The 22,765-nt window shown below is 60.1% G+C and carries 26 protein-coding genes; 10 read left to right on the forward strand and 16 right to left on the reverse strand.

All coding sequences use genetic code 11. The features are described 5' to 3' along the window. Positions 1-51 precede the first annotated feature (51 nt). Together leuD and ACZ5C3_RS01445 are read right to left on the reverse strand one after the other, a co-directional pair. Positions 52-657 carry a 3-isopropylmalate dehydratase small subunit gene (gene leuD, locus ACZ5C3_RS01440; protein ID WP_464034711.1) on the reverse strand — a complete coding sequence of 202 codons (606 nt, stop codon included), beginning with the start codon at positions 655-657 and terminating at the stop codon, positions 52-54. 447 nt (positions 658-1,104) lie between these two features. Continuing rightward, positions 1,105-1,503: a metallopeptidase family protein gene (locus tag ACZ5C3_RS01445; RefSeq protein ID WP_464038468.1), complete on the reverse strand. Its 399-nt coding sequence runs from the start codon at positions 1,501-1,503 to the stop codon at positions 1,105-1,107. A 136-nt stretch (positions 1,504-1,639) separates the two neighbouring features. On the opposite strand from ACZ5C3_RS01445, the gene ACZ5C3_RS01450 reads away from it, so the two are divergent. The 3 genes from ACZ5C3_RS01450 to ACZ5C3_RS01460 all read left to right on the forward strand — a co-directional run bounded on the left by ACZ5C3_RS01450 (position 1,640) and on the right by ACZ5C3_RS01460 (position 2,921). Then, complete coding sequence (locus ACZ5C3_RS01450; RefSeq protein ID WP_464044453.1) at positions 1,640-1,951, forward strand: hypothetical protein; 312 nt, start codon at positions 1,640-1,642, stop codon at positions 1,949-1,951. 336 nt (positions 1,952-2,287) lie between these two features. Continuing rightward, positions 2,288-2,512, forward strand: a complete 225-nt coding sequence (locus tag ACZ5C3_RS01455) for a hypothetical protein (RefSeq protein ID WP_464034714.1) — start codon at positions 2,288-2,290, stop codon at positions 2,510-2,512. Positions 2,513-2,543: 31 nt separating this feature from the next. Further along, positions 2,544-2,921, forward strand: coding sequence for a hypothetical protein (locus tag ACZ5C3_RS01460; RefSeq protein ID WP_464034715.1), 378 nt, complete (start codon positions 2,544-2,546; stop codon positions 2,919-2,921). Between the two features lie 282 nt (positions 2,922-3,203). Here the strand turns inward: ACZ5C3_RS01460 and leuC are convergent, their stop codons facing one another. Continuing rightward, the gene (gene leuC / locus ACZ5C3_RS01465) at positions 3,204-4,616 is read right to left on the reverse strand and encodes a 3-isopropylmalate dehydratase large subunit (protein WP_464034716.1); all 1,413 of its coding nucleotides are present in this window, start codon (positions 4,614-4,616) and stop codon (positions 3,204-3,206) included. A 122-nt stretch (positions 4,617-4,738) separates the two neighbouring features. Here leuC and ACZ5C3_RS01470 point away from each other — a divergent pair, with 122 nt between their 5' ends. After that, on the forward strand, positions 4,739-5,152 hold the full coding sequence (locus tag ACZ5C3_RS01470; protein ID WP_464034717.1) for a VOC family protein: 414 nt from the start codon (positions 4,739-4,741) through the stop codon (positions 5,150-5,152). Positions 5,153-5,385: 233 nt separating this feature from the next. On the opposite strand, the gene rplS is transcribed toward ACZ5C3_RS01470, so the two are convergent. From rplS to ffh, 5 genes are all read right to left on the reverse strand, one after another. Then, positions 5,386-5,772, reverse strand: coding sequence for a 50S ribosomal protein L19 (gene rplS / locus ACZ5C3_RS01475; protein ID WP_464034718.1), 387 nt, complete (start codon positions 5,770-5,772; stop codon positions 5,386-5,388). A gap of 102 nt (positions 5,773-5,874) precedes the next feature. Beyond that, positions 5,875-6,603, reverse strand: coding sequence for a tRNA (guanosine(37)-N1)-methyltransferase TrmD (gene trmD, locus ACZ5C3_RS01480; RefSeq protein WP_464034719.1), 729 nt, complete (start codon positions 6,601-6,603; stop codon positions 5,875-5,877). A gap of 24 nt (positions 6,604-6,627) precedes the next feature. Next, on the reverse strand, positions 6,628-7,155 hold the full coding sequence (rimM, locus tag ACZ5C3_RS01485) for a ribosome maturation factor RimM (protein ID WP_464034720.1): 528 nt from the start codon (positions 7,153-7,155) through the stop codon (positions 6,628-6,630). A 12-nt stretch (positions 7,156-7,167) separates the two neighbouring features. Further along, entirely contained in the window at positions 7,168-7,500 is a 333-nt protein-coding gene (gene rpsP, locus ACZ5C3_RS01490; RefSeq protein ID WP_464044454.1) for a 30S ribosomal protein S16, read from the reverse strand. Between the two features lie 43 nt (positions 7,501-7,543). Further along, positions 7,544-9,058 (reverse strand): signal recognition particle protein, encoded by a 1,515-nt coding sequence (ffh, locus tag ACZ5C3_RS01495; protein ID WP_464034721.1) that lies wholly within the window; start codon positions 9,056-9,058, stop codon positions 7,544-7,546. A gap of 438 nt (positions 9,059-9,496) precedes the next feature. On the opposite strand from ffh, the gene ACZ5C3_RS01500 reads away from it, so the two are divergent. Next, positions 9,497-10,555: an MBL fold metallo-hydrolase gene (locus tag ACZ5C3_RS01500; RefSeq protein WP_464034723.1), complete on the forward strand. Its 1,059-nt coding sequence runs from the start codon at positions 9,497-9,499 to the stop codon at positions 10,553-10,555. Between the two features lie 7 nt (positions 10,556-10,562). Here the strand turns inward: ACZ5C3_RS01500 and ACZ5C3_RS01505 are convergent, their stop codons facing one another. Both ACZ5C3_RS01505 and ACZ5C3_RS01510 read right to left on the reverse strand, forming a co-directional pair. Continuing rightward, positions 10,563-11,258: an SIMPL domain-containing protein gene (locus ACZ5C3_RS01505; protein WP_464034725.1), complete on the reverse strand. Its 696-nt coding sequence runs from the start codon at positions 11,256-11,258 to the stop codon at positions 10,563-10,565. A gap of 17 nt (positions 11,259-11,275) precedes the next feature. Continuing rightward, positions 11,276-12,091 (reverse strand): GyrI-like domain-containing protein, encoded by an 816-nt coding sequence (locus tag ACZ5C3_RS01510; RefSeq protein ID WP_464044455.1) that lies wholly within the window; start codon positions 12,089-12,091, stop codon positions 11,276-11,278. A gap of 240 nt (positions 12,092-12,331) precedes the next feature. Here ACZ5C3_RS01510 and dapF point away from each other — a divergent pair, with 240 nt between their 5' ends. Together dapF and mtaB are read left to right on the forward strand one after the other, a co-directional pair. Next, positions 12,332-13,204: a diaminopimelate epimerase gene (gene dapF / locus ACZ5C3_RS01515; protein WP_464044456.1), complete on the forward strand. Its 873-nt coding sequence runs from the start codon at positions 12,332-12,334 to the stop codon at positions 13,202-13,204. 1 nt (position 13,205) lies between these two features. Then, on the forward strand, positions 13,206-14,474 hold the full coding sequence (mtaB, locus tag ACZ5C3_RS01520) for a tRNA (N(6)-L-threonylcarbamoyladenosine(37)-C(2))-methylthiotransferase MtaB (protein WP_464034726.1): 1,269 nt from the start codon (positions 13,206-13,208) through the stop codon (positions 14,472-14,474). On the opposite strand, the gene ACZ5C3_RS01525 is transcribed toward mtaB, so the two are convergent. Further along, positions 14,463-15,197 carry an RluA family pseudouridine synthase gene (locus ACZ5C3_RS01525; RefSeq protein ID WP_464044457.1) on the reverse strand — a complete coding sequence of 245 codons (735 nt, stop codon included), beginning with the start codon at positions 15,195-15,197 and terminating at the stop codon, positions 14,463-14,465. The genes mtaB and ACZ5C3_RS01525 overlap by 12 nt on opposite strands. A gap of 51 nt (positions 15,198-15,248) precedes the next feature. Here ACZ5C3_RS01525 and ftsY point away from each other — a divergent pair, with 51 nt between their 5' ends. Both ftsY and ACZ5C3_RS01535 read left to right on the forward strand, forming a co-directional pair. Beyond that, the gene (gene ftsY / locus ACZ5C3_RS01530) at positions 15,249-16,196 is read left to right on the forward strand and encodes a signal recognition particle-docking protein FtsY (RefSeq protein ID WP_464034728.1); all 948 of its coding nucleotides are present in this window, start codon (positions 15,249-15,251) and stop codon (positions 16,194-16,196) included. 12 nt (positions 16,197-16,208) lie between these two features. Next, positions 16,209-16,811: a septation protein A gene (locus ACZ5C3_RS01535; protein WP_464034729.1), complete on the forward strand. Its 603-nt coding sequence runs from the start codon at positions 16,209-16,211 to the stop codon at positions 16,809-16,811. Between the two features lie 30 nt (positions 16,812-16,841). Here the strand turns inward: ACZ5C3_RS01535 and ACZ5C3_RS01540 are convergent, their stop codons facing one another. The 5 genes from ACZ5C3_RS01540 to ccmA form a co-directional block, all read right to left on the reverse strand. After that, positions 16,842-17,435 (reverse strand): DsbE family thiol:disulfide interchange protein, encoded by a 594-nt coding sequence (locus ACZ5C3_RS01540; protein ID WP_464038469.1) that lies wholly within the window; start codon positions 17,433-17,435, stop codon positions 16,842-16,844. Then, complete coding sequence (gene ccmD, locus ACZ5C3_RS01545; protein ID WP_464044458.1) at positions 17,432-17,611, reverse strand: heme exporter protein CcmD; 180 nt, start codon at positions 17,609-17,611, stop codon at positions 17,432-17,434. The genes ACZ5C3_RS01540 and ccmD overlap by 4 nt, the downstream gene beginning before the upstream one ends. Positions 17,612-17,615: 4 nt before the next feature. Then, positions 17,616-18,347, reverse strand: a complete 732-nt coding sequence (locus ACZ5C3_RS01550; RefSeq protein ID WP_464034731.1) for a heme ABC transporter permease — start codon at positions 18,345-18,347, stop codon at positions 17,616-17,618. A 98-nt stretch (positions 18,348-18,445) separates the two neighbouring features. After that, entirely contained in the window at positions 18,446-19,114 is a 669-nt protein-coding gene (gene ccmB, locus ACZ5C3_RS01555) for a heme exporter protein CcmB (RefSeq protein ID WP_464034732.1), read from the reverse strand. Beyond that, entirely contained in the window at positions 19,111-19,710 is a 600-nt protein-coding gene (gene ccmA, locus ACZ5C3_RS01560; protein WP_464044459.1) for a heme ABC exporter ATP-binding protein CcmA, read from the reverse strand. The genes ccmB and ccmA overlap by 4 nt, the downstream gene beginning before the upstream one ends. Positions 19,711-19,950: 240 nt before the next feature. Between ccmA and acnA the strand changes: the two genes are divergently transcribed. Beyond that, entirely contained in the window at positions 19,951-22,671 is a 2,721-nt protein-coding gene (gene acnA / locus ACZ5C3_RS01565; RefSeq protein ID WP_464044460.1) for an aconitate hydratase AcnA, read from the forward strand. Positions 22,672-22,765 lie beyond the last annotated feature (94 nt).

Below are 22,765 nucleotides of genomic sequence, written 5' to 3' on the forward strand. Positions count from 1 at the left end.
AAAAATGGCCGGGTTTCCCCGGCCATTTTCACGTTGAGTGATCTGTTTTGCTTACAGCCAGGGTCGCTCGGCTCGTTCTTTCGTCTCGAACACGTCGATCGACTTGCTCTTTTCCATCGTCAGGCCGATGTCGTCGAGACCATTAAGCAGGCAGTGCTTGCGGAACGGATCGATCTCGAACTTGAGCGTGCCGCCGTCGGGACCACGGATTTCCTGCTTCTCGAGGTCGACTGTCAGCGTTGCGTTCGAGCCGCGATCGGCGTCGTCGAACAGCTTGTCGAGGTCATCTTGGGAGACGCGGATCGGCAGAATGCCGTTCTTGAAGCAGTTGTTGTAGAAAATATCGCCGAACGACGTCGAGATGACGCAGCGGATGCCGAAGTCGCCGAGCGCCCACGGCGCGTGCTCACGGCTCGAACCGCAACCGAAATTATCGCCGGCCACCAGAATTTTCGCCTTGCGATAGGCGGACTTGTTGAGGATGAAATCCGGATTTTCGCTGCCGTCGTCCTGGTAGCGCTGCTCGGAAAACAGACCCTTACCAAGACCGGTGCGCTTGATGGTCTTGAGGTATTGCTTCGGGATGATCATGTCGGTGTCGACATTGATGATCTTGAGGGGTGCGGCAACGCCTTCGAGGGTGGTGAATTTGTCCATATCTATCCCGTGAACCAGCTGCGGTTTCGCCTGTTTTCATAGATATATCATTATGGCCGTCAAGCCATCAAAGCCGAATGAGGATTGTCTTATGGCCATGGCGCGGGCGTTTTTCCGGGGGAGTTTGGCTGCTTGCGCGGCTGGAACCGCCCTCTCGCTGTCGATTTCGGGGGCAAGCGCGGACATTTGGTGCCGGCGCGACCTCGACCGCGACAACCCGGTTTGCATGTTCAAAGATGCGCGGGACTGCATATCTGCTGCGGTTATTATGGGGGGCGTCTGCGAGCGTCAGAAGCTGGGGAATAGCACCGCGAAATCTTGTGCTTCGTCCCGCACCCGTTCGGCAAAAGGGCGCCGTTCCGGCCCCTCGGCATGCGATGCAGGCTAAAGCGTTTTCGAGCGAAGGCTACCGGTTCGCGTGAAGAAAACGCGTCAAAACTAGAAACTCTACCCTGCGGCCGCTTCGATGGCTTCCATATCGTCGTCGGACAGCCCGAAATGGTGACCGATCTCATGAATCAGCACGTGGGTCACAATTTGGCCGAGCGTTTCGTCGTGCTCGGCCCAGTAATCCAAGATGGGGCGACGATAGAGCCAGATCATATTCGGCATAGGGGCAACATCGCTGTCGCTGCGGAACGGCAGTCCAACGCCCTGAAACAGGCCGAGCAGGTCGAATTCGCTTTCGGCCTTCATTTCGCGCAGCACGTCATCTGACGGAAAGTCGTCCACCTGAATGATTACGCCCGCGCACAGATCACGAAAATGCTTTGGCAGCCGCGCGAATGCATCGTGCGCCATGCCTTCCATCTCAGCGAGGGTCGGTGACTTTGCGGACGGCCACATGCACTCCTGTTTAGAAGGCCTGCGCGGGAAGTCCAAGGGGCGGAAACGCTCCGGATGGCTGTCCCGGAGTTGACGTAAAGGTCGCAATCGGAGAGTTTCCGGCTCCACCCAGAGTGGAGATGGGACAGGAAGACGCATGATGACGCGGACATCGATCATCCTCGGAGCCGCTTTGGCTGGGCTGTTTTTGGCTGCGCCCTCTGGGGCCCGCATCGCATCTGCCGGCGAAGAGGTTTCCCCCGCCGTCACGAAACTGACCGCCGAGGAATTTTCAGCTCAGAGCCGCAAAGTGCTCCGGCGCGCGCGCCGCGTTCCGGTTTACGGTGGGTCCAGCTCCAGCCAACCGGGCCCAAACTCTGTACGGATCTGCAATGCTTGGTACGAGCAGGAATATCGGCCGAGCGGCACCGTCGTTGTGCCACGCATGCGTTGCTACTGGAGCGGCTGATACATATAGACGCGGATCAAATTTTCGCGCGAACGTGTGTGGCACCTTGCCATCGATATCCAAAATATGTTCGGCGCTTTTTACAAGCGATATACGCTTCAAATCCGCTCCAACGCATTCAGAGATGTGAAAGCTTTACGACACTCTCTGCCGATGTGTTCATCTTTGCGGCGATAGTATTCACGTCGCATTCACGTCTCCTTTCCTAGCCTGCAGCGACTGCTCTGCTTGAAGGGAGAACAATCAAGATGAGTCTCAGGAAATTTTTTGGTCTTGCGGTTGTCGCTGGCTTGCTGGCGTTCGCGATGCCATCCGAAGGCGCCCAAGCGCTGTCACTTGCCAACCCCGCATCTGCCGCGACAACACAGCACGCAGGTGATTTCACGACGGCTGTGCACTGGCGTCGTCATCACCATCACCGCCGCTGGCATCATCATCGCTGGCATCGCCATCATGGCTGGCACCGTCGTCATCACGGATGGCACCGTCATCACCACCACCATCGCCGCTGGATTTGATGATCGGGCGTGCGCGTCTGTAGGTAACGTGCGTTGCTTCTGACGTGTTGAGATAGACCGGAAGGAGAGTTGAAATGAGGAAGTTTGTGGGAGCCGCGGTTGTTGCTGCCGCTCTTTCATTCGTTGGTTGGGTTTCGCTTGTGCCTGCCAGCGCTGCGCCGCCAGTTGCGACAGTATCGCCAGGCTATGACGCAAGACTGGCCGAGACGCGATCGACGGATATCAGCGCACGCCGCTATTACCGTGGCTATCATCGTCCTTACTATCGGCGGTACTACCGTCCGTATTACCGGCCCTATTATCGCCCGTACTACCGCCCCTACGGATATTCTCGGCCCTATTACGGCTATCGTCCGTACTACTACCGGCCTTATCCTTATTACGGTTACGGCGGATACGGCTATGGTCCGCGCTTCTACGGACCAGGCTTCGGGTTCGGCTTCCGCTTCTGATCTTTTAGAACTAACGCGCTTTCTTCACGCGAACTAGTGTCCCGATTCCGAAGTTCGCACAGGCTTGCGGCTTGTTCGGATGCGAACTTCGGAATCAAAGGGCACTAGCAAGTCTGTAATGCTAGTGCCGCTTTTGGATTTGAAGTTCTTCATCGAGCCCGCCGCTTCATTCGGAAGAACTTCAAATCCGCGGCACTAGGCGCGCCACTTCGCTCGAAACGCTTTGAAAACAAAACAGGCGCTCTAATGAGCGCCTGTTTTTTTGTGATTTGTTTTGAGCGATTAAGCCGAAGGCCACTCACGAATATCGACGAAGTGACCCGCAATCGCGGCTGCAGCGGCCATGGCAGGCGACACCAAGTGAGTGCGGCCCTTGTGGCCCTGACGTCCTTCGAAGTTGCGGTTCGAAGTCGACGCGCAACGCTCTTCCGGCGCCAGCTTGTCGGGGTTCATCGCAAGGCACATAGAGCAGCCTGGTTCGCGCCATTCGAATCCAGCCTTGATGAAGATCTTGTCGAGACCTTCCGCTTCGGCCTGCTCTTTCACGAGACCTGAACCCGGCACGATCATCGCGTTGACGTGGCCATTGACGGTGTGGCCCGCGGCGATCTTCGCAGCCGCGCGAAGATCCTCGATACGGCCGTTGGTGCATGAGCCGATGAAGATGCGATCGAGCTTGATATCGGTGATCTTCGTGCCGGCCTTCAGGCCCATATAGTCGAGAGCGCGCTGCTTCGAGAGACGCTTGGCTTCGTCTTCGATCTTCGCGGGATCCGGCACAAAGCCAGCGATCGACGCCACGTCTTCCGGCGAGGTACCCCAGGTCACGATCGGAGGCAGCTTGGCGGCATCGAGGCGGATTTCCGCATCGAAGTGTGCGCCTTCATCCGTGCGCAGCGTTTCCCAGTAACGCACCGCGGCATCCCATGCCGCGCCTGTCGGCGACATCGGACGACCTTTCAGGAATTCATACGCCTTCTCGTCCGGCGCAATCAGGCCCGCGCGCGCGCCGCCTTCGATCGACATGTTGCAGACCGTCATGCGGCCCTCCATGGTCAGCGCGCGGATCGCGTCGCCGGCGTATTCCAGCACATAGCCGGTGCCGCCTGCTGTGCCGATCTCGCCGATGATCGCCAGGATGATGTCCTTCGCGGTCACGCCGTCCGGCAGCTTGCCGTCGACGATTGCGCGCATGTTCTTGGCTTTCTTCTGGATCAGCGTCTGCGTTGCGAGCACGTGTTCGACTTCCGATGTGCCGATGCCGTGTGCCAACGCACCGAATGCACCGTGTGTCGACGTGTGGCTATCGCCGCAGACAATCGTGGTGCCGGGCAAGGTGAAGCCCTGCTCAGGTCCGATGACGTGCACGATGCCCTGACGCTTGTCGTATTCGTTGAAGTACTCGACGCCAAATTCGCGTGCATTCTCGGCCAGCGTGGCGATCTGCTCGGCGCTCTCCGGATCAGGATTGGGCTTGGAGCGGTCGGTGGTCGGGACATTGTGATCGACCACGGCGAGGGTTTTGTTTGGCGCGCGAACCTTGCGGCCAGATGAGCGCAATCCCTCGAACGCCTGCGGCGACGTCACCTCGTGGACAAGATGCCGATCGATGTAGAGCAGGCAGGTGCCGTCGGGCTGCTCGTCAACCAGATGATCGTTCCAGATCTTGTCGTACAGGGTGGTCGGTTTTGCCATTTTGAGGGTCGTCCGATGGTGTGCGTGATGCGCCTGCGGCGCCAATTTGGTGTGGCTTTTTACTCGCTTAAACCCGAAGGTAAAAGTATTCTAAGTAGATATTAGCTACGCAAGGCCGCACAATGTCCCCACGCCCGCCGGTCGCTCCCTACCTGACCGTTTCGCCCGCTGCCGGGGCCATCACCTTCTACACCGCTGCTTTTGATGCGAGGCAAAAGGCACTGATGCCGGCGCTCGATGGCATGCGGATCATGCACTGCGAGCTGGAAATCAATGGCGCCTCAGTTTTCGTGGCTGACGCCTTTCCCGAATTCGGAAGTTCCCGGACGCCTCTCCCGGGAGAGCCGGTCACCATGTCGGTCAGTCTTGAATTCGCGACGGCCGACGAGGTGGATACAACATTCGCGCGGGCGACCAAGCTTGGCGCAAAAGGCGAGCTGACGCCGACACACTCGTTCTGGGGGACGCGTACGGCGATTATCCGTGATCCGTTCGGCCATCGCTGGATCATGAACGGACCGCTGTCGTCGAAATAATGCGACACCTAGTGCGGTGGATCTGACGTTCGTATCAGTATTGACCGCGAGTCCGTGATACGAACGTCAGATCCATAACCGCACTAGATTCATATTTTTGCTAGTGTTTCTTTGGTTCTGACATTCGCAAAGTGCCCGCTGCGAAGTGATACGAATGTCAGAACCGGAACACTAGCTTCCAACAAAAAAGCGCGGCAGAGCCGCGCTTTTTGCATTCCCGAATTTTTCAGCGATTACTCGGCTGCAGCTGCGGCCTGACGATTGTCCTGCTTCTCGACGATGCGCGCCGACTTGCCGCGCAGGCCACGCAGGTAATACAGCTTGGCGCGACGCACCTTGCCGCGACGCACGAGCTTGATCGAGTCGATGTTCGGCGAGTAGATCGGAAACACACGCTCTACGCCTTCGCCATACGAAATCTTGCGAACGGTGAAGCTCTCATTGATGCCACCGCCGCTGCGGCCGATGCAGACGCCTTCATAGGCCTGCACGCGCGTACGCTCACCTTCCTTGACCTTGACGTTCACGATGATCGTGTCGCCCGGTCCGAACTCCGGAATCGTCTTTCCGGCGGAAAGCTTCTCGAGCTGCTCTTGGTTGAGCTGTTGAATGATGTCCATCGCAAAACTCCATCGGCGGCGCGCCCGAAGGGGCTGCGCAGGAAATTCGTATCCAGCACGTGCACGGATTGGCCGCTCATATACGCGAAAGAGAAGGGGTTGTCACCCTTCCGTCGTGTTTTTTCGTCGCCCCGAGGGGGCGTTTCGACCCTGATAGGCGGTCCAGAGATCCGGGCGCCTGGTTCGGGTCAGGGCTTCCGCCTCGGCCCGCCGCCAAGCGTCGATTTTGGCATGGTCGCCGGAAACGAGAATCTCGGGAACCGTCCGGTCCTCGAAGACCTGCGGGCGGGTATATTGCGGGTATTCGAGCAGTCCGTCAGAAAAACTCTCGTCGGTTCCGGAGGATAGCTTGCCCATGACCCCCGGCAGAAGCCGCACGCAAGCGTCAATGAGCGCCATTGCGGCGATTTCGCCCCCGGATAGGACGTAATCCCCGATCGAGACTTCCTGGAGCTCTCGGGCATCAATCACCCGCTGGTCGATCCCTTCGAACCGGCCACACACGATCAGAGGACCGGGGCCCGCAGCCAGCTCGGCGACCCGCGACTGGGTCAGTGGCCGACCGCGCGGGCTCATCAGCAGTTTCGGTCGTTCCGTTGAAGTGTCTGCGGCGTCGATAGCGGCCGCTAGCACGTCTGCCCGCAGCACCATACCGGGGCCACCGCCCGCCGGGGTATCGTCAACGCTGCGGTGTCGATCAGTGGCCGCAGCACGGATGTCCTTTGCGTCCAGCGCCCAGAGGCCTGTCGCCAGCGCCCGACCAGCCAAGCTGATACCGAGCGGGCCGGGAAACATCTCCGGAAACAGCGTAAGGACTGTGGCGTGCCACATTGTCAGGGCTCCAGCGTCTTTAGCTCAGGCGTCCTGCGGACTGTCGCCTTCGATTTCATGCGGAAGCTCGACCACGACATGGCCGTTTGCAAGGTCGACCGTGGGCACAACGGTGTTATTGAAAGGTAGCAGGAGGGTGGGGCCCTGCGCGGGGGCGATTTCGATGATGTCGCCGGCGCCGAAATTATGGATGGCAAGCACCTTGCCGATCTCGTCACCCTTCGTATCGATTGCCCGCAGCCCGATCAGATCAGCGTGATAGTACTCGCCTTCATCGGTCTCGGGCAGCCGGTCACGGGGAATGTAGAGTTCGATGCCGTTGATCCGTTCTGCGTCGTCGCGAGTCGTCACGCCCTTGAGCGTTGCCACGAGATGATCCTTGGCCACACGGGCGCGCACCACTTCAAATTGACGCGCGCCATCCTTGGTCGAAAGCGGGCCGTAGTCGACGACCGCCATAGGGTCTTCGGTAAACGGCCACAACTTCACCTCGCCGCGCACACCGTGCGCAGCGCCGATTTTTGCAACGCAGATCAGCGCCGCTTTTGTCACGCGAGTACGCGATTAGCCCTTGGCCGCAGCTTCGGCGTTCGCCTTGCGCTCCTTGCGCGGCACAGCCTTTTCCGGGTTGTTGCGCGCGGTGCGCTTGGCAACGCCGGCGGCATCGAGGAAACGCATCACGCGGTCTGACGGCTGCGCACCCTTGGCCATCCAGGCCTTGACCTTCTCCATGTCGAGCTTCAGACGCAGCTCGCTGTCCTTCGGCAGCAGCGGGTTGAAGTGGCCGAGACGCTCGATGAAGCGGCCGTCACGCGGAAAGCGCGAGTCGGCAACGACGACATGGTACACAGGGCGCTTCTTGGTGCCTGCGCGAGCGAGGCGGATCACAACTGACATTCTCTTCTCCGTTGGTGTGTTCGTTTGTTCTGAAAATTACTGGTTATTTCTTCTTGCCGAGGCCCGGGAATCCGCCGAGGCCAGGCAATGTGGGTTTCCCAAGTCCTGGAAGACCGGGAAAATCTTTCGGCAGCGAAGGTGCGCCCTGCGGAATGCCGCCGGGCATCTTCTCTGCAAGTTGTTTCATCGCTTCGGCCGATGGCATACCGCCGCCGCCAAAGCCCATCATCTGCGCCATGCCCGCGAGCGGACCGCGCTTGCCCTGTCCCATGGCCTTCATCATGTCGGCCATATTCCGGTGCATCTTGAGCAGCTTGTTGACTTCCTCGACTTTGAGGCCGGCGCCGGCAGCGATGCGCTTTTTACGGCTGGCCTTGAGGATGTCGGGATTGCGGCGCTCATCGCGCGTCATCGAATCGATCACAGCGATTTGACGCTTCACGACCTTCTCGTCGAGATTCGCTGCCGCAAGCTGGTTCTTCATCTTGGCGATGCCGGGCATCATGCCCATCAGGCCGCCAATGCCGCCCATGTTCTGCATCTGCGTCAGCTGGTCGCGCAAATCCGAAAGATCGAATTTGCCCTTGCGCATTTTCTCGGCGACGCGCGCGGCTTTCTCGGCATCGATGTGCGCAGCCGCTTTTTCGACGAGAGAGACCACGTCGCCCATGCCGAGAATGCGACCGGCGATGCGTGAAGGATGGAAATCTTCGAGAGCGTCGGTCTTTTCACCGGTACCGATCAGCTTGATCGGTTTGCCGGTGACAGCGCGCATCGACAATGCAGCGCCGCCGCGTCCGTCACCATCGACGCGGGTCAGCACGATGCCGGTGAGATTGACGCGCGCGTCGAATGCGCGGGCGAGATTCACTGCGTCCTGACCGGTCAGCGAGTCCGCGACGAGCAGAATTTCATGCGGGTTGGCGGCTGCTTTGACCTGCGCCGCTTCGGTCATCATCTCTTCGTCGAGCGTGGTGCGGCCGGCAGTATCCAGCAGCACAACGTCATAGCCGCCCAGTTTACCAGCCTGCAGCGCGCGTTGCGCGATCTGGGTCGGCATCTGGCCCGCGACAACAGGCAGCGTGTCGATTTCAAGATCGCGGCCAAGGACTGCGAGCTGTTCCTGCGCGGCAGGGCGATAGACGTCGAGCGACGCCATCAGAACTTTTTTCTTGTCGCGCTGGGTGAGCCGGCGCGCGAGCTTTGCAGTGGTGGTGGTCTTACCGGAGCCTTGCAGACCGACCATCATGATTGCGATCGGTGCGGGGGCGTTGAGATCGATCTGCTGGCCGTCGGAGCCGAGCGTGTCCACGAGCTGATCGTGGACGATCTTCACGACCATCTGGCCCGGGGTCACCGACTTGACGACGGTCGCGCCGATGGCCTGCTCGCGGACCTTGTCGGTGAACGAGCGCACGACCTCGAGCGCCACGTCCGCCTCAAGCAGCGCGCGGCGGACCTCGCGCATAGCGGCGTCGACATCGGCTTCCGTCAGCGCACCGCGCCGGGTCAGCCGATCAAGAATTCCGCCAAGCTTTTCCGACAGATTGTCGAACATCGCTGCGCCGTATCCTGTTCTTCAGCTCCGGGATGGAGCAGAATTTCCAAACACATTTACGCCCGAGGGCGCACAGCGCTGTCGGGCGTTGGCCTCCGGCGTCCAGCACCGGTCGGCGGGTCGAAAAGAAATTCTTTCCGAGAATTGCGGCGGTTAAAGCCTCCGGAGGCCCAAAAGTCAAGAAAAGTCCGAAAAAGCAGGTTTGGGCGCTGAGTTGCGGGAGGGCCGTGGGAACCCTAACTGTGGCCCTACCCACCACTCGGGGCCTAGTGTTCCGGTTCTGACATTCGTATCACCTCGCAGCAGGCACTTTACGAATGTCAGAACCAAAGGAACACTAGCAAATACAAAACTTTAGTGTGGCTTTTGGCTCTGACGTTCCTTCAAGAGTGCGCAGCAAAACTGAAAGGAACGTCAGAGCCGCCGCACTAGGGGCCCATGAAAATTACCCGCCGTCGTGTTTTTGGTCTGCTTGCCGGTGCCGCTGTTGCCGTGGGGCTACCCTCTGTCTGGATTTCCCGCATGAAAACCTATGCCGGCCCTCCCTCGGATCACTTTGACGGAACTCACTTTTTTGACCCCGACGGCGCGCCTCCGAGGGAGTTCTGGGAGGTGCTGCGCTGGCAGCTCACCAAAAAGTCCGCCAAATGGCCCGAAAAGGCGCCGAGCGGGCACTCAGACGTGCCTCCTCCCCAGGTCACGGGCAACAAAGTGCGCTTTTCCTATGTCGGTCATGCGAGCTGGCTGATCCAGATGGCAGGGCTCAACGTGTTGATCGATCCGGTCTGGTCGGAACGCTGTTCGCCGGTCAGTTTTGCGGGACCGAAGCGCGTCAACGAGCCGGGCATTCCGTTCGACAAGCTGCCCGCCATCGATGCGGTGCTCGTTTCGCATGGGCACTACGATCATCTCGACATCGCGACGCTGTCGAAGCTGGCGGCGAAATTTTCGCCGCGCGTCATCACCCCGCTCGGCAACGATGTCACGATGAAATCGTACGACAGCGCGATCCGGGCTGAGGGGTTCGATTGGAATGATCGGATCGAGCTCGGAAACGGCGTCGCAGTGACGCTGGTATCAACGCGGCACTGGACCGCGCGCGGATTGTTCGATCGCAACAAGGCGTTGTGGGCAAGCTTCGTGCTGGAGACGCCGGCAGGTAAAATCTACGCCGTCGGCGATTCAGGATACGGCGACGGCAAACATTTTCGCCGGGTGCGCAAGGCGCATGGCCCGCTGCGTGCCGCACTCCTGCCGATCGGCGCTTATGAGCCGCGCTGGTTCATGCGTGACCAGCACATGAATCCGGAAGATGCGGTGAAGGCGTTGGGCGACTGCGGAGCGGAGTTAGCGCTGGCGCATCATCACGGCACGTTTCAACTCACCGACGAGGCGATCGATGCTCCCGTGAAGGATCTTGCGATTGCGCTCGATGCGGCCAACGTACCACGCGACAAATTCGTCGCGCTGAAGCCGGGTCAGGTTTTCGAGATTTAGATGAGCCTTACTTCGGCTTCAGCTCGTACGACACGCTGATGGTCACGCGCAGTGTTTCCTCGCCTTGCGCCACAGGAGCTCCAGCTGCAACCCCAGCCGCCATCTTGCGGTAGGGAATGGGGCCGGGCGTGCTTTCTTCCGATATGCTCAGAGGTGCGCCAATCGTGACGTCAGCGGCGCGCGCATAGATTTCGGCCTTGCGACGCGCGTCACCGATTGCTTCGCTGCGTGCTTCATCGAGTAGTTTCGAGGCTTTCGAGACCATGAAACTGATGCCGCTGATCTCGTTGGCGCCGGCTCCCACCAGCACGTCGATGGTTTCAGCCACCTTGGTGATGTCGCGAATCGTTACCGTCACGCGATTGCTGGCGCGGTAACCGACGATCTGAAACGGCGCGTTGGCATTGCGGCTCGCAGCACTCTGCGGCGACAATGACAGGCGAGACGTCTGGATGTCTTTTTCTGCAAGGCCTGCGTTTTTCAATGCCAGCAACACAACGCCCATTGCCTTGTTGTTGGCGTCGCTGGCTTCGCGGGCGGTCTTGGCTTCGGTCGTCACACCGCTGTCGATCTGCGCGATATCCGGCGGCACCGAAATGGTCGCTTCGCCATTGACCGTAATGGTTGGCGGCGAGTTTTGTCCGAACGCTGACGAGGCCGTGCAGGCGAAAGCGATAGCGACAATGGCGGAACGGGCGCGCATTATGGGACTCCAGATGTTCATTTAAGCGGCACGAACACGTTGATGACGAGTTTGTCCTCCGTCGTGTTCAACGGGTCGGTCACATATTCCTCGATGAACGTATCTTTGGCCTCGAGCTTCTTCTCGTCGAGATAATTGGTAATCGCTTCGTAGGTGTTGTCCATGTTGTCATACGATCCGCGATGGACGAACTTCAGCGTCGGGCCCTCCGGTGATGTGCCGATGCTCATCCCCTTGGCGAGGTTTTTCGGATCCTGATCGACCGGAATTTCAGCCTGATAAGTGAAGCCGTTGTCGTCGGTTGACGTATAGACGATCACGACAGAGCCGGCAGGCTTGATGTTCTGCTTGTCCAAAAATGCCGAAAGCGTTTTCAGCGAGCTGACGATTGTCTCGAACGCCGAATCCCAGGTGGCTGCGCCCTTCAGTATCAGCACCTTCTTTGCAGTCAGGGTTTGCTCTTCGCCGAAAGGATCGGCGGACTTTACGGTCGGCGGGGTCGCCGATGGTGCCTCCGCTGCAGGGGGCGGCGCAGCCGGCGGGGTTGCAGGCGTCTGAGCCGTTGCAGGCGGAGCGATCGGAGCCGGTGTCTCGGCTGTGGGCGCGGGTGGGGTGGCCGGGACGGCAGGTGTCGCAGCTGGTGGCGGTGGCGGTGTTTGAGCCGGAGCAGGTGCGGCTGGAGGCGCCGTCGTTTGCGCCGGTGTGGTTGTCACCGGCGGATTGGCCGGTGCGGGTGGTGACTGCGCGAGGAGGCTACCCGGAAGATCGGACCATACTGCTGCTGCCACGACGGCCGCCATGACCACCAGGATCAAAACGCGGGTATTGTTCATGTGGCGGTCTCCATTGGCGCAAAAACATAACTATTGGTCGAAATCAGGTGCGTAGATATTACCACGAACCACTTCGCTTCCGACAGGCATGCGGGCAAAGTGGGGCCATAGTCTGACTTCACGCCTCTGGCCAATTCCATCGGCATTCGCCATATACACCGGTGCCCGACCGGACATTTGCTTCGTTTTGCATGGTCTTGAGCGACTTGCGACCTAATACACCGGGCATAGGACATCACCATGAGCGACCTCGCCAATCACAGCTTCGCTAAGATGAACGGTATCGGTAATGAGATCGTCGTCGTCGATCTGCGTGATTCGGCTGTCAAAATTAAGCCTGAGGAAGCTCGCGCAATCGCGTCGCCCGCGGGTGTCCCTTACGATCAATTGATGGTGTTGCACGCCCCGCGGACGCAGGGCACCAGCGCCTTCATTCGAATCTACAACAATGACGGCTCGGAAGCCTCCGCCTGCGGCAATGGCATGCGCTGTGTGGCGCGGCAGGTGTTCGCTGAAACGGGCAAGGACGCGCTGACATTCGAGACGCGGGCCGGCGTACTGAATTGCTGGCAGGGCCCGTCGTCCGGGCTTTACACCGTGGACATGGGACCGCCGAAGTTCGGCTGGCAGGATATTCCACTGGCGGAGGAATTCCGCGACACGCGCTCCATCGAGTTGCAGATCGGCCCCATCGACGCGCCGGTGCTGCACACGCCATCCGTGGTCAGCATGGGCAATCCGCATGCGATCTTTTGGGTGGACGACGTCAACGCCCATGATCTTGAGCGCTTCGGGCCGTTGCTTGAGAACCACCCGATCTTTCCCGATCGCGCCAACATCACGCTCGCGCAGATTGTCGATCGCGAACACATCGTCATGCGCACGTGGGAACGCGGTGCCGGCCTCACCAAGGCCTGTGGCTCGGCGGCATGTGCCACAGCTGTGGCCGCCGCGCGTCTGCGCCGCACGGAGCGGACAGTGCATATGACTTTACCGGGTGGTGAACTCACAATTGAATGGCGCGAGAAGGATGACCACGTGCTGATGACCGGCCCTGCGGCATTTGAGTTCGAGGGGCGTTTCGATCCGGCGCTGTTCGCCAGCGTCGCCTGAGATGGCGGTCGATGTCGTCACATTCGGTTGTCGTTTGAATGCCTTCGAATCGGAGGTGATCAAGCGTGAGGCCGAGGGAGCCGGCATCGGCGACGCTGTTGTCATCAACACCTGTGCCGTCACCAACGAGGCTGTCGCGCAGGCACGCCAGACCATCCGTAAGCTCCGCCGCGAACAGCCGGATGTACGGATCATCGTCACCGGGTGTGCTGCGCAAACCCAGGCGCAGATGTTTGCCGAGATGAGCGAAGTCGATCGCGTGCTCGGCAATGACGAAAAGATGCGCAGCGAAGCCTGGCGTGCGACGCGCGTGGTGTTTGATGCGTCAATGCTTGATATGCCGGCGGATCGGAAGATCGCGGTGGCCGACATCATGGCGGTCACCGAGATGGCGCCGCATCTGGTTGAAGGATTCCACGCCAGCCTTCCACGTGTATTCGTGCAGGTCCAGAACGGCTGCGATCATCGATGCACATTCTGCATCATCCCTTATGGCCGCGGTAATTCGCGCTCCCTGGCTATGGGTGTTGTGGTCGATCAGATCCGTACCCTCGTTGACGCGGGGCATGCCGAGATCGTCCTGACCGGCGTTGATCTGACGAGTTATGGTGCGGACTTGCCGGGCGCACCCAAGCTTGGGACGCTGACGAAGCAGATTCTCAAGCATATTCCCCATTTGAAGAGGCTGCGCATCTCCTCGATCGATTCCATCGAGGTCGATCGTGACCTTCTGGATGTCATCGCCAGTGATGAGCGACTCATGCCGCATTTGCATCTGTCCCTTCAGGCCGGCGATGATCTTGTCCTGAAGCGCATGAAGCGGCGTCATTCGCGCGCGGATGCAGTCGAGTTTTGCAAACAGGTGCGCCGGCTGCGGCCCGGCATTGCGTTTGGCGCTGACATCATCGCGGGCTTCCCAACCGAGACCGAAGAGATGTTCACGCGCTCGCAGACCCTTGTCGAGGAATGCGATCTGACGTTCCTGCACGTGTTTCCCTATTCGCCGCGTCCCGGCACACCGGCGGCTCGCATGCCCCAGGTTGACGGGCGCACGATCAAGGACCGTGCGAAGCGCTTGCGGGCGACCGGCGAAGCGGCGTTGCGCCGCAGGCTCGATGCAGAAGTTGGAAGTACGCGGCAGGTGCTGATCGAAAGCGGAACTCAGGGCCGCACCGAACACTTCGTACCGGTTGCCATCGAAGGCTTCGTGCCGGGATCGATCCAAACCTTGAAAATAGCCGGCCACGATGGCGCGCGGTTATTCGGCTGAGTTGGCTGTTTCCTGTGTGAGAATCTGATCGCCCGTCCATCCGCAAGCGCGCAGCCGCTCGTGAAGATGCGCTGGTGCGGGGGCGACCACTCGCACGGGCGGTTTGTTCTTCGAAAGCGGAATCACGATTTCGCGCGCGTGAAGATGCAAGGTGGGTTCACCGAAACGCGGACCATTGCCGTAAATGTTGTCGCCAACAATCGGCCAGCCGCTGGCGGCAGAGTGCACGCGCAATTGGTGTGTCCGTCCGGTAATCGGCTCCATGGCGAGCCAGGTCATGCCGTTGCCGCGCCCGAGAACTTTCCATTTGGTCAGGGACGGAAACCCGTTCGGATCGGGTTTTTGCCACCATCCTCGTTCTTCATTGAGCCGGCCGAGCGCAATATCGATTTCGCCCTCGTCTGTGGCAGGTCCTCCTTCCACAACGGCCCAATACGTCTTGGAAACCTTGCTGTGCTTGAACAGGAGATTGAGCGAAGCGGTCGCCTTGCGGTGGCGTCCCAGGACGAGACAACCCGAGGTGTCGCGATCGAGCCGATGCACGAGAACCGGCGGGCGCGGCAGGCCGAAGCGCAGGGCGTCGAACGAGGCTTCCAGATTCGCGCCACCTTTGGGGCCGCGATGCACCGGAATACCCGCCGGTTTGTCGATCACCAGCATCAGCCCGTCGCGGTGAAGCACGCGGGCCAGAATTTCGTCTGGTGTCGGTTGCGGCGTATCCATTTTTGCAGGCGGCTTTCGTTTGATGTCCGAACCGGGTAACACACCCTTCCTATGAGTGACAGTACACAAGACCAACCGAAGCAAAGCTGGTGGCGGCGCCTGTCCGCCGGTTTGAAGCGCACGTCGAGTTCGATCGGCAGTGCGGTGGCGGATCTCGTCACCAAGCGGAAGCTCGATGGCGCGATGGTCGAGGACATCGAAGATGTCCTGCTGCGTGCCGATCTCGGAACCGATGTTGCCGCGCGCATTGCGGAAGCCGTCGGCAAGGGACGCTATGACAAGTCGATATCGGCCGACGAGGTCTCCGCGATCGTTGCCGCCGAGGTGGAAAAGGTTTTGGCGCCGGTCGCGAAGCCGCTGGAGATCGATGCGAGCCAGAAGCCGTTCGTTATTCTCGTTGTCGGCGTCAACGGTTCCGGCAAGACCACGACGATCGGCAAGCTTGCTGCAAAATTCTCGAGCGAAGGCCGTAAGGTTATGCTGGCTGCGGGTGACACATTCCGCGCCGCGGCGATTGAGCAGTTGAAAATCTGGGGTGAGCGGACGAAGTCGCCGGTGATTGCGCGCGCGCAAGGATCGGATTCCGCAAGTCTTGCATTTGAGGCGTTTGAAGCCGCAAAGGCCGACAACCGTGATGTCTTGTTGATCGACACCGCCGGCCGACTGCAAAACAAGACAGAGTTGATGACCGAGCTGGAAAAGGTCGTGCGCGTCATCAAGAAAGTGGATTCGTCGGCGCCGCATGCCGTGCTGCTGGTGCTCGATGCCACCGTCGGCCAGAACGCGTTGTCGCAAGTCGATGCGTTTCACAGGACTGCTGGCGTTACAGGTCTTGTCATGACCAAGCTCGACGGCACTGCGCGCGGCGGCATCCTTGTCGCGCTCTCAGCCAAATACAAACTCCCTGTGCACTTCATCGGTGTGGGCGAAGGGGTCGATGATCTCGCGCCGTTCACCGCCCGCGATTTCGCCCGCGCCATCGCCGGGCAGGAAAACTAGAGGATAGCCGAGTTGGAAAAATCCGCGCCGCACCCGCTGTTCAAGCTCGCTACCGAACTTGGTCCCCTGCTGATTTTCTTCGGGGCGAACGCGAAGTTTGGACTCTTCGTCGCCACTGGCGCATTCATGGTTGCGGTGGTCGCTGCCATCATTGCATCTTATGTGGTGACGCGGCATGTGCCGTTGATGGCGATCGTGACAGCGGTGATCGTGCTTGTGTTCGGCGGGCTGACGTTGGTGCTGCACGATGAGACATTCATTAAGGTCAAGCCGACAATCATCTATGGACTGTTTGCTGCGACGCTCGGCACTGGGTTGCTGCTCGGCCGGTCTTTTATCGCCGTTATGTTCGATCAGATGTTTAATCTGACGCCGACCGGCTGGCGGCTTTTGACCATTCGCTGGATGGTCTTTTTCGCAGGCATGGCGGTGCTCAATGAGGCCATTTGGCGGACGCAGACCACTGACTTCTGGGTCGCGTTCAAAGCGTTCGGCGTGATTCCGATCACGGTGATTTTCGCGATGCTGCAGACGCCGCTGATCAAGCGCTATCACCTTGAGCCCGAAACAGATGAAGCGAGCGACATCGAGCGCGGCGACATCAGCAAAGGCTAAATGGGCGAAATTATTGATGGCGCGCAGCGCTTAGGAACGCGCGTTCAGCGCCTTGCCGATTTCGGTCTTCAGCACGCCGTTGAGATTGTCCGGCGTAATCGGGCCGATCAGTTTATAAACGATGGTGCCGTCCCGCCCGATCACGAACGTCTCGGGCACGCCATAGACCCCCCATTCGATCGCAGCGCGTCCATTGGCATCCACGCCCACTGCGCTGAAGGGATTGCCGTAGCGGCCGAGAAAGCGGCGGGCATTGTCATCGGCATCCTTGTAGTTGATGCCGATGACCCTGATGCGCTTATCCTGTGCCAGTTGCAGCAGAAGCGGCGCTTCGTCGTGACACGGCACGCACCACGAAGCCCAGACATTGACGACGCTGACCTGCCCTTTGAAGGCAGCCGGATCGAGCCCTTGCACCTGCACGCCATCGGCCATCAGTCCTTGCAGCGCGGGCAGGTTGGTCTGTGGCGCGGGATGGCCGATCAGCGCGGATGGAATGCGCGACGGATCGCCTGAGCCGAGCCTGAACCAGAACAGTCCGGCGAGCAGTACGAAGACGACCAGCGGCAAAGCCACCAGCCAGGAGCGTCGCGGCTGACGTGTGGAGGGGGTGTCGGTGCTCATGATGATTCGCCTGATCTTTGCGTCGAGCGGCGCGTCACGCCGCGGGCTTCGAGATCACGCAAGGCCTGCTTCTGCTGGCGGAAGTCGAACGCGATCCAGACGATCAGCGCCACAACGACAAACGCCACGAGGCCATAGGAGGTGACGATGAATGGCGCATAAGGACCGAGCGACATGAGATCAGGCGCCCTGCTTGCTTGCTTGCATCATCTGCAGCGACCGCACCCGTCGTCTCAGCACTTCGTTGCGCATCGCTGCGAGGTGCAGTGTAAGAAACAACAATGAAAACGCCACGGCCATGATCAGCAGCGGAATGAGGAATGCGCGATCCATAGTCGGGCCGCCCATGCGGATCACCGACGCGCCTTGGTGCAGCGTGTTCCACCAGTCGACCGAGAACTTGATGATCGGAATGTTGATCGCGCCGACCAGGGTCAGGATGGCGGCCGCGCGTGCCGCGCGTGAAGGGTCTTCCACCGCGCGCCAGAGCGCCATGATACCGAGATACATAAGAAACAGGATCAGCACCGAAGTCAGCCGGGCATCCCATTCCCAATAGGTGCCCCACATCGGTCGGCCCCACAGCGATCCGGTCACCAGCGCAAGAAATGTGAAAGCGGCGCCGATGGGAGCAGCGGCTTTCGCTGCGACGTCAGCGAGCGGATGCCGCCAGACCAGCGTGCCGAGCGCGGCGACACTCATCACGCCCCAGACGAACATCGACAGCCACGCGTTCGGGACGTGGATGAACATGATCTTCACTGTCGCGCCCTGCTGATAATCGTCGGGCGCGAGGGCCGATTGATAAAGACCGATTGCCAGCAGGATTGCCGTCAGGCCGGCCAGCCACGGCAACACGCGTTCCGTCAGAGTGAGGAACCGTGTCGGATTAGCGAGGTCGATCAGCTTCATAGCGTTCCTGATAATCGCGACTAGCCCGTCAAGCAATGCATCCCGTCGATGCCGCGGGCGCGCTTCCGTAAGAGTTGATAGCGGCGTCATGTGACATCTCAATCCAGCCCTTGTCGAAGGCTGGCCGCCGCGGCGAATGGCCCGACCACAAAACTGACAAGGGACAGGGCGCAGAGGATCGAAAACGGTGTGCCGAATGGCGCTGAACCGCTGATGGCCGCATTCGAGGCTGCGACCCCGAAAATCAGGACGGGAATCGAGAGCGGCAACACGACCACCGCGAGCAGCAATCCGCCCCGGCGCAGCGTGACCGCAAGCCCGGCCCCGATCATGCCGATAAAGGTCAACGCCGGAGTTCCAACCAGCAGTGTCAACATGACCGCGAAGGTCGCCTGCGCGTCCAGATTCAGCAAAATTCCAGCCAGGGGCGTGGCAACGATCAGGGGGATGCCGGCGGCGAGCCAATGCGCAATGGCCTTGGCGGCACATGTCAGCTCCAGCGGCGTGCGGCTCATGGCGATCACATCAAGCGAGCCATCGTCCTGGTCGGCCGTAAACAGGCGGTCGAGGGTCAACAGGCTCGCCAGCATGGCGCCGAGCCAGAGGATCGCAGGGCCGATGCGCTTCAATAGCGCCAGATCCGGCCCGAGCGCGAAAGGCATGACCACCACGACGGTCACGAAGAACAACAAGCCGATCAGCGCGCCGCCGCCGGCGCGGAGCGCGATCCGGATGTCGCGGCGAAGGAGGGCTACGAGCGCTGTCATGTGGCGCCTCCGATCCGGAGTTGCCGCGTGGCTTCGAGTTCAACATGCGTGGCGGCGACGATCAGTCCGCCGTTGCGCTGGTGATTCGCCATGACGCCGGCGATCATGGCCTGACCGCTGGTGTCGAGGGCCGTTGTGGGTTCATCGAGCAGCCAGATCGGACGTTTGACGGCGATGAGCCGCGCGATCGATAGCCGCTTGCGCTGGCCGGCGGATAAATAGGCGGCTGGTAGGTGGGCGGCATGGCCAAGCCCGACCGCCTCAAGGCTCGCAAGCGAATCGGTCGTTTCGCCGCCGAGAAAATCCCGCCAGAAATCCAGATTTTCCAGCACGGTGAGCGACGGTTTCAGCGCGTCTCGATGGCCGAGATAGTGGACCTGCTCGGCGACGGTGAGTTCTTGCTCGCCGCCTTCAAGTCCGATGCTGCCATCCGCAACTTGCAGCAGCCCTGCAATCATCCGCAGCAGAGAGGATTTGCCCGCGCCATTCGGGCCGACGATGGCAAGCGCCTCGCCGGCAGCCACCGTGAAATCCAAATTGGCGAAGATCTCGCGCCCGCCGCGCTCACACCTCAAACCGCGCCCCGATAGTCTCATAGTGCGGAACCAATGACCTCAGGTGAGAAGGGCTGACGTCTGGGCAAACGCAGACGAGATGAGCGGACAATCCATAGCGTGTGTGGTGGACAGACTGGAAAGATTCTATAAAACCGGAACTTGATGCAGCACACAACCAACCCCTGCAGACCGCCCGGTCCAGCCCCATTCAATCTGCCTCGGACGGTATCTGGATGCCTTTCACCAGGTGTCTCCAACTTCTGAATCGGGATCGCTCACATGCCCTCGCTCGACAGCTTCAAATGCCAAAAAACCCTCAAGGTTGGCGCAAAAACGTACGTTTATTACAGCCTGCCCACCGCCGAAAAGAACGGCCTCAAGGGTATTTCGAAGCTGCCTTACTCGATGAAGGTTCTGCTCGAGAACATGCTGCGCAATGAGGATGACCGTACGGTCAAAAAGGCCGACATCGTCGCCTTCTCGAAGTGGGCCAGCAAGAAGACTCTCGAGCACGAAATCGCATTCCGTCCGGCCCGCGTGCTGATGCAGGACTTCACCGGCGTTCCGGCGGTGGTTGATCTCGCCGCCATGCGCAACGCGATGAAGGCGCTCGGCGGCGACGCTGAGAAGATCAACCCGCTGGTTCCGGTCGATCTGGTGATCGACCACTCGGTGATCGTGAACTTCTTCGGTGACAACAAGGCCTTCGGCAAGAACGTCGCCGAGGAATACAAGCAGAACCAGGAGCGCTACGAGTTCCTGAAGTGGGGCCAGAAGGCGTTCTCGAACTTCTCTGTTGTGCCGCCCGGCACCGGCATCTGCCATCAGGTCAATCTGGAATATCTGGCCCAGACCGTCTGGACCAAGAAAGAGAAGCTCACCGTCGGCAAAAAGACGGGTACTTTCGAAGTCGCTTATCCGGACTCGCTGGTCGGCACCGATTCGCACACCACCATGGTCAACGGTCTCGCCGTGCTCGGTTGGGGCGTGGGCGGTATCGAGGCTGAAGCTGCAATGCTCGGCCAGCCGCTCTCGATGCTGCTGCCCGACGTGGTCGGCTTCAAGCTAAAGGGCCAATTGAAGGAAGGCGTCACCGCGACTGACCTCGTCCTCACCGTGACCCAGATGCTGCGCAAGCTTGGCGTGGTCGGCAAGTTCGTCGAATTCTACGGACCCGGCCTCGACCATCTCTCGGTGGCTGACAAGGCGACCATTGGCAACATGGCGCCGGAATACGGCGCGACTTGCGGCTTCTTCCCGGTCGACAAGGCGGCGCTCGATTATCTCAAGACATCGGGCCGCGCGGCAGCACGTGTTGCCCTGGTTGAGAAGTATTCCAAGGCGCAGGGTCTGTTCCGCACCTCGGCCACTAAGGATCCGGTCTTCACTCAGACCCTCGTGCTGGACCTGAAGGATGTTCAGCCTTCGCTCGCCGGCCCGAAGCGTCCGGAAGGTCGCGTGGCTCTGGAAGCTGTGGCGAGCGGCTTCGAAACCGCCCTCACCAATGAATACAAAAAACCTACCGATCACGACCAGCGTTTCGCCGTCGAAGGGCGTAAACACGATCTCGGCCATGGCGACGTGGTGATCGCAGCGATCACCTCCTGCACCAACACTTCGAATCCGAGCGTGCTGATCGGCGCCGGTCTGCTGGCGCGTAAGGCTGCGGCCAAGGGCCTGAAGGCCAAGCCCTGGGTGAAAACTTCACTGGCTCCCGGCAGCCAGGTGGTTGCCGAGTATCTCGCGAATTCCGGCCTACAGAAGGACCTGGATGCGGTCGGCTTCAACCTCGTTGGCTTCGGCTGCACCACCTGCATCGGCAACTCGGGTCCGCTGCCGGAAGAAATCTCGAAGACGATCAACGACAATGGCATCATCGCTGCTGCAGTGCTGTCAGGTAACCGCAACTTCGAAGGCCGTGTGTCGCCGGACGTCCAGGCAAACTATCTCGCCTCGCCGCCGCTCGTGGTGGCTCACGCGCTCGCGGGCACGGTGACAAAGAATCTCGACACCGATCCGATCGGCACCGGCAAGGACGGCAAGCCGGTGTATCTCAAGGACATCTGGCCGACCTCGAAGGAAATCAACGCCTTCATCAAGAAGTTCGTCACCTCGACTATCTTCAAGAAGAAGTACGCTGACGTATTCAAGGGCGATACCAACTGGCGCAAGATCAAGACCACGACGAGCGATACCTACAAGTGGAACATGAGTTCGACGTATGTGCAGAATCCGCCTTACTTCGAAGGCATGAAAATGGAGCCTGAGCCGACGACCGACATCGTCGATGCACGTATCCTTGCCATGTTCGGCGACAAGATCACCACCGACCACATCTCGCCGGCCGGCTCGATCAAGCTGACTTCGCCCGCGGGCAAGTATCTGTCCGAGCATCAGGTGCGTCCGGCCGACTTCAATCAGTACGGCACGCGGCGCGGCAACCACGAAGTGATGATGCGCGGCACGTTCGCCAACATCCGCATCAAGAACCACATGCTTCAGGCTGCCGATGGCAGCATTCCGGAAGGCGGCTTGACCAAGCACTGGCCGGACGGCGAGCAGATGCCGATCTACGATGCTGCGATGAAGTACCAAGAGGAGCAGGTACCGCTCGTGGTGTTCGCGGGTGCGGAATACGGCAACGGTTCGTCCCGCGACTGGGCGGCAAAGGGCACTCGTCTGCTTGGCGTGCGCGCGGTGATCAGCCAAAGCTTCGAACGTATCCATCGTTCGAATCTCGTTGGCATGGGCGTGCTGCCGCTGACTTTCGAGGACGGAGCGTCATGGCAGTCGATCGGCCTGAAAGGCGACGAAAAGGTCACCATCCGCGGCCTTCAGGGCGATCTCAAGCCGCGCCAGAAGCTGACGGCGGAGATCGTCGACGCTGGCGGTTCGCTGAAGCGCGTTTCACTGCTTTGCCGTATCGATACCCTCGACGAGCTCGAATACTACCGTAACGGCGGCATCCTGCATTACGTGCTGCGTAAATTGGCAGCCTAGGGCTTGCCAACGCAACCGTGAACAGGCTCACTGCGACGTGAGTAGAAGCTTAAGGGAAGGCGGCCTATCACAGGGCCGCCTTCTTCATAAGGCA

It is taken from the genome of Afipia dichlorophenoxyacetatis (genome assembly GCF_055386385.1).